The organism is Kingella sp. (in: b-proteobacteria) (genome assembly GCF_030527935.1).
Classification (GTDB): Bacteria; Pseudomonadota; Gammaproteobacteria; order Burkholderiales; family Neisseriaceae; genus Kingella_B.
The window spans coordinates 1-5,754 of record NZ_JAUMZV010000066.1 but is presented as its reverse complement, the minus strand read 5'-3'; the positions used below and the strand labels follow the sequence as shown (position 1 = coordinate 5,754).

7 protein-coding genes are annotated in these 5,754 nt (G+C 50.8%); 3 read left to right on the top strand and 4 right to left on the bottom strand.

The window, feature by feature from the left end; translation table 11 throughout:
• Nucleotides 1–63: 63 nt before the first annotated feature.
• Genes Q4A85_RS13075 through Q4A85_RS13060 form a run of 4 tightly spaced genes read right to left on the bottom strand, consistent with a single transcriptional unit; the run spans nt 64 to nt 3,266 of the window.
• Nucleotides 64–1,041, bottom strand: coding sequence for a DNA cytosine methyltransferase (locus Q4A85_RS13075; RefSeq protein WP_303111048.1), 978 nt, complete (start codon nt 1,039–1,041; stop codon nt 64–66).
• A gap of 1 nt (nt 1,042) precedes the next feature.
• Nucleotides 1,043–1,882 carry an NgoPII family restriction endonuclease gene (locus tag Q4A85_RS13070; protein WP_303111046.1) on the bottom strand — a complete coding sequence of 280 codons (840 nt, stop codon included), beginning with the start codon at nt 1,880–1,882 and terminating at the stop codon, nt 1,043–1,045.
• 2 nt (nt 1,883–1,884) lie between these two features.
• Entirely contained in the window at nt 1,885–2,961 is a 1,077-nt protein-coding gene (gene prfA / locus Q4A85_RS13065) for a peptide chain release factor 1 (RefSeq protein WP_303111044.1), read from the bottom strand.
• Between the two features lie 20 nt (nt 2,962–2,981).
• Nucleotides 2,982–3,266 (bottom strand): hypothetical protein, encoded by a 285-nt coding sequence (locus tag Q4A85_RS13060; protein WP_303111042.1) that lies wholly within the window; start codon nt 3,264–3,266, stop codon nt 2,982–2,984.
• A gap of 246 nt (nt 3,267–3,512) precedes the next feature.
• Here Q4A85_RS13060 and Q4A85_RS13055 point away from each other — a divergent pair, with 246 nt between their 5' ends.
• The 3 genes from Q4A85_RS13055 (at nt 3,513) to Q4A85_RS13045 (ending at nt 5,605) form a co-directional block, all read left to right on the top strand.
• Complete coding sequence (locus Q4A85_RS13055; protein WP_303111040.1) at nt 3,513–4,778, top strand: murein hydrolase activator EnvC; 1,266 nt, start codon at nt 3,513–3,515, stop codon at nt 4,776–4,778.
• Nucleotides 4,779–4,973: 195 nt separating this feature from the next.
• Nucleotides 4,974–5,261 carry an SMI1/KNR4 family protein gene (locus Q4A85_RS13050; RefSeq protein ID WP_368500222.1) on the top strand — a complete coding sequence of 96 codons (288 nt, stop codon included), beginning with the start codon at nt 4,974–4,976 and terminating at the stop codon, nt 5,259–5,261.
• On the top strand, nt 5,258–5,605 hold the full coding sequence (locus Q4A85_RS13045; RefSeq protein ID WP_303111038.1) for an SMI1/KNR4 family protein: 348 nt from the start codon (nt 5,258–5,260) through the stop codon (nt 5,603–5,605). The genes Q4A85_RS13050 and Q4A85_RS13045 overlap by 4 nt, the downstream gene beginning before the upstream one ends.
• Nucleotides 5,606–5,754: the final 149 nt, after the last annotated feature.

Sequence of the window (5,754 nt, the reverse complement as noted above, 5' to 3'; positions counted from 1 at the left end):
AGGCTTATTTTTCCCAAACTGTTGTGTAAACAACGCGGTTGATTTCTACACCTTACATTCACATCACACCAACGCCCGCCTAATCTGTTCTGCCAACACCCGCGCCAACGGCACAGGCACAGCATTGCCAATCATTTTGTAGCCATCGTTTACGCTGCTGTACACAAACTCAAAATCATCAGGAAAGCCCTGCACCCGCGCCGCTTCGCGCACGCTTAAACGGCGGTATAAATGCTCGCTGCCTTGAATAAAGCGAAATTGGTTTTCGCCCACTTTTTCCATTTTAGGCGCTTGTGGGTGAAGCTGGCATTGTCGCCCGCTGGCTTGCACGGTAAACGCAGGCTCATGCCACGAGCGCACACGGTTTCGGCTCATAAAAATAGTAGAAAACGAACCCGTAAAATATTCGTGATTTTGCACAGGCAACGGCTGACTATTGGCTTTATTCTTATCCGCAGCGGGCAACGCATTGTCTTTCAAATCCCAAATAATCTCTCGCAACGTTCTTTTTCCCGCCAACGGCTCGGGAAAGGTAAAGCGCACGCCTAAATCTTGGCGAAAGCCAATATAAAACACGCGCTTTCTGTCTTGCGCCACGCCGTAATCCGCCGCATTCAAAAGCTGAATGAACACATCGTAGCCTGCTTGTTCAAATTCGCGCACGATATTTTGCACGGCAGCATTGTGTCGCTCTGCCATCATGCCTTTTACGTTTTCGACCAAGAAAAATTTGGGCTGTTTGTCTTTTAACACGCGAATGTATTCGTAAAACAACTGCCCGCGCGGGTCGTCAATGCCTTTCAGGCTGCCTGCTTCCGACCAGCTTTGGCAAGGCGGACCGCCAATCAAACCATCGCACTCGGGGAATTGACTGGACGCAATTTGGCGAATATCGCCTTTAATCAGCGGTGTAGCATGATTTTTTTCATACGTTGCCCAAATGGTTTTGTCGTATTCGTTGGCGGCGATGATGTCAAAGCCTGCTTGTTGAAAGCCCAAATCCAAACCGCCTGCGCCTGAAAATAAACTGATGATTTTCATATTATTTCTTAAATGTGATGAGTTTAGCGGGCTTTAATTGCGCGGGATTGTTGGGATTTTTGATTTGTACATCGCGGATTTCTAGCTCGGGTAATTGTTCAATTTTTCTAACGTTGCTAAACGATTGATATTTTTCTAAATTAATTAAACACATAAAATTAAAAGATTTTTCGCTGTCTCGCTGATAGATGTAGTCAAACACTTTAAACGGGCTGGCAATTGACCACATCCCGCGCACGCGCAAATCGGTAATGCCAAGCGGGTCAATTTTTTTGACTTTGGCTAACTCGTTGGTTTCGGTAAATTCCACATCGGGAATGTGCTGAATGCCTGTGGCAATGGTATGGCGAACACGCTCATAAATCTGATGATTAGCTGCATAGTCCACGCCATAAACCATACATAAACTGTGCAATGGCTGATTTTTGGGCACAACGCCCACAATATAAATCAGGTCTTTTTCTACCCAATCGGGCTCACAATTTTTGCATTCTTGGATTAATAACGGCGAATTGGCGAACAGTTTATGCTTGGGATACGAGCTATTCAGCGCAAGCGTGGCATCTTTGCCGATTACTTTTTTCACTTCAATCGCATCGTTATTTTTCAAAATCATATCGGGTGGATTATTTTGATTGCCCAAATAGGAAAACGTTTCGGATAGCTTTTGCAAGCGCACGGCTTCGTTTTCTTCGTTCAATGTATTGGCAAACAAGTCTTTTACCCATTCTTCCAATGCGCCACCCATTTGATTGGCGCGGTTTAAACCTTGATTTTCGCGTTTCAGGCTGCCTGAAAAATCGGTTACTAAGTTGTAAATGGCATCAATAATATTGCTCATGCTCAATCCCCCATCGCCGCCAGCATCTCCGCTTGATGCTCGGCAATCAACGCGCTGGTGATTTCGTCCATATCGCCGTCCATCACAAAATCCAGCTTGTGCAGGGTAAGGTTGATGCGGTGGTCGGTTACGCGGCCTTGCGGGTAGTTGTAGGTGCGAATGCGCTCGCTGCGGTCGCCGCTGCCGATGAGCGATTTGCGTTCGGCGGCTTCTTTGGCGTGGGCTTCGCGTTTTTGGATGTCGTTCAGGCGGGCGGCGAGCACTTTTAGGGCTTTTTCTTTGTTGGTGTGTTGGCTGCGCCCGTCTTGGCATTCTACGACCAGTCCTGTGGGCAGGTGGGTGATGCGCACGGCGGAGTCGGTTTTGTTGATGTGTTGCCCGCCTGCGCCTGATGCGCGGAAGGTGTCTATGCGTAGGTCTTTGTCGTTTAATTCTATTTTGGCGAGTTCATCGGCTTCGGGCATCACGGCGACGGTGCAGGCGGAAGTGTGGATGCGCCCTTGGCTTTCGGTGGCGGGGACGCGCTGCACGCGGTGGCCGCCGCTTTCAAATTTGAGCTTGCTGTATGCGCCCAAGCCGATTAGGCGGACGATGACTTCTTTGTAGCCGCCTAGGTCGCTTTCACTGGCGGAGACGATTTCGGTTTGCCAGCGGTTGCGCTCGGCGTAGCGGGTGTACATACGCAGCAAGTCGCCTGCGAACAGGGCGGCTTCGTCGCCGCCTGTGCCTGCGCGGATTTCTATGAAGATGTTTTTGTCGTCGTCGGCATCTTTGGGCAGCAGGAGTTTTTGTAGTTCCAAGTCTAACTGTTCTATTTTGGCTTTGGCGGTTTCTATTTCTTCGGCTGCGAAGTCTTTCATTTCGGGGTCGGACAGCATTTCTTGCGCATCGGTTAGGTCGCTTTGCGCTTGGGTGTAGGCGTGGTAGGTTTCTACGATGGGGGTGAGCTCGGCGTGTTCTTGGTTGAGACGGCGGTAGTTGTCCATATCGGCGGTGGCTTCGGGCGAGCCAAGCAGGGCGGTTACTTCTTCTAGGCGGTGGGATAGGTTTTGCAGTTTGGCTTGAATGGATGGTTTCATAATGGTTGGATAATGGGTTTTCAGGCTGCCTGAAAGGGTTGAAAAAACGGGGAATTATACGGGAAAAGGCGGGGTTTTGCTGTTTGGGTTAGGCAGCCTGAAATGGGTTGGGCAAAGCATAAAGCGTTTTCAGGCTGCCTAATCAGTTCGCCATAAAGGCAGCCTGCGGAGCGGAGTGGAGTTGCGAAGCTAAATTTAAAATGGCGTGGCGACGGCTTGCCGCTCAATAGCGTACTAAATAGGATTTTGCTGTTTGGCAAAATATCGGCGAGCCGCCGATGCGCCATCGGTTGTAGATTGGTCAAACGTTTTCAGGCTGCCTATTGGTTCACAAAATCGGTATGAGCTAACCCCACCCACGCCATTGCCCCAAAGGCAGCCTGAAACCATCCATCCATGTTGTCATCCTTTTCAGGCTGCCTCAGCCCCAGCTATCAAGGCAGCCTTGCCCCTTTGTCCAAATCTTTGATTTGGGTATATAAGGGGTATGCCGTAAGGCAGAAAACTCTCTATAATACGCCCCATTTTCAAACGCTTAACATTTGTAAACCATGAAAACACCCGCTGCCCTGCTGCTCGCCATCGCCCTACTCGCCCCACACATCGCCCTTGCCGCCAACGAACCCCCGGCCAACCCCAATGCCCAGCTTGACAACGTGCGCGAAGCCATCGCCGCCACGCAAAAAGACCTAGAAGCCAAGCAAGCCGCGCAACGCCGTGCCGCGCAAATCCTGCGCGAAACCCAAATCGCCATCGCCAAAGCCCGCCGCGAGCTCAACGAGCTTACCCAGCGCGAACAAGCCGAATGGCAAAAACTCACCGCCCTGCAAGCCACCCTATCCGAGCTGCAAACCAACATCAGCAACACCAAAGCCCAAGTTGCCCAACTGCTGGCCAATAACTACAAAAACCCCCAGCCCGCCGCCGTTGCCCTGCTGCTCAAAAGCAGCGATGCCAACCAAAAAAGCCGCTTTCTCGCCTACACCCGCCACATCAACCAAGCCAACAAAGCCCTGATAGACAAACTCGCCCAGCAGCAAAGCGAACTCAACAACCAAGAGCAAGCCATCAACGCCGAGCTTAAACGCATAGAACAACTCGCCGCCCAGCAACGGCAAAAACTGAAAAAACTCGGGCAAACCCACAGCCAAGCCCAAGCCAACAGCAGCCAGCTTAGCAAAGACATCAATGCCCACCGCCAAAAACTCGCCCAATTGCAAGCCAACGAACGCCAGCTCAACCAAATCATCGCCAACATCGTCGCCAAACAAAACGCCCAGCGCAAAGCCGAAGCCGCCCAGCGCGCCCAAGAAGCCCGCAAACGCGCCCAAAACGCCAACCAGCGCGGCAGCAAACCCCAATCCACGCTCACTCGCGAAGACCTAAACCTGCGCCCTGAGCAGCCCCAACGCAACGAAGCCCAACGCGCCGAAGCCGCCCCACAAAAACCCCTGCGCGGCATCATGCCCGCATCAGGCAACATCATCGGACGCTTTGGCACCGCCCGCCCCAGCGGTGGCACATGGCGCGGCATCTTCATCGCCACCGCCCCCACCGCCGTGCGCAGCATCGCCGCAGGCACAGTCGTTTACACCGCCAACCAAGCAGGCTACGGCAACATGATGATTATTGACCACGGCAACGGCTATATGTCGGTGTACGCAGGCTTATCCAGCATCCACGCCAGCAACGGCAGCCGCGTAAACGCAGGGCAAAACATCGCCACCAGCGGCACGCTGCCCGCAGGCGAACAAGGCTTGTATTTGGAACTGCGCTATCGCAATAAGGTGATGAATCCGCTGGCTTGGTTAAGATAAAAGAATAGGCAGCCTGAAAGCCTACCATGACACCGAAAACTTTAAGAACCTGTATTCACTATTTCCATAGGCAGATTTTATGAAATAAAAGCGCGGATACAAGGCAAAAAGCGCAGTAAGGTTGGACACCTTGCGAGCATTTTTAACGCAGTAGCCACGTTTTTAGGGCATAAAAGATGTCTATGGACATAGTGAATACAGGTTCTAAAACACTTTTGGAAAAAACCCATCTATCTGCCCTATTCGCACGCGCCTTTAACCGATGCCTTGCTGGCAGATTTTGAACAACAAATCGGCTACCGATTGCCAAAGCGTTTAGTGGCGTTATTAAAAGAGCAAAATGGCGGCTATATCCGCTACAAGCTGCCTGAAACACCGCCCATGCAGCTTTGGGGCATTGGGCAAGCGTATCCGCGCTTAATGCGGTTAGCCGATGAATTAGACGAATCACTATCCAGCGAGCTCAATCTTGCGCTGGATTGATTGCCTTTGATGGCGATGGGCATTACTACCATTGCTTAGACTACCGCCAAAACCAAACCCAACCACAGGTGTGCTGTATTGATATTGAAGGCGATAGCGAAGAATTGGTTGCCGAGAGTTTTGATGAATTTTTGCAGCTTTTGCTGCTGGATACGCAAGATTTATACGCCATCAAAACAGATTTATCACTTGCCGAAGTGGTGGCGCAGTTTAAAAAACAGCTAACCATCTCGTTTGGCTTGCCTGAAACCGATGATTATGGCTATGAATCTTACAAAGGAAAATTTGGCGGGCATTGGCTTTTCCTAAGAACCTGTATTCACTATTTTCATAGGCAGATTTGATGACATAAAAACGTGGATACAAGGCAAAAAGCACAGCAAGGTTGGACACCTTGCACGCATTTTTAACGCGGTAGCCGCGTTTTTAGGGCATTAAGGCGTAAGTAACAAAATGGGGGCTGAAAACCCCTGCAAGCCTTATCCTATAAGGC

Coding starts and splice junctions, on each gene's coding strand:
- prfA (WP_303111044.1), bottom strand. CDS start 2,961: ATGAAACCATCCATTCAAGCCAAACTGCAAAACCTATCCCACCGCCTA.
- Q4A85_RS13075 (WP_303111048.1), bottom strand. CDS start 1,041: ATGAAAATCATCAGTTTATTTTCAGGCGCAGGCGGTTTGGATTTGGGC.
- Q4A85_RS13055 (WP_303111040.1), top strand. CDS start 3,513: ATGAAAACACCCGCTGCCCTGCTGCTCGCCATCGCCCTACTCGCCCCA.
- Q4A85_RS13070 (WP_303111046.1), bottom strand. CDS start 1,882: ATGAGCAATATTATTGATGCCATTTACAACTTAGTAACCGATTTTTCA.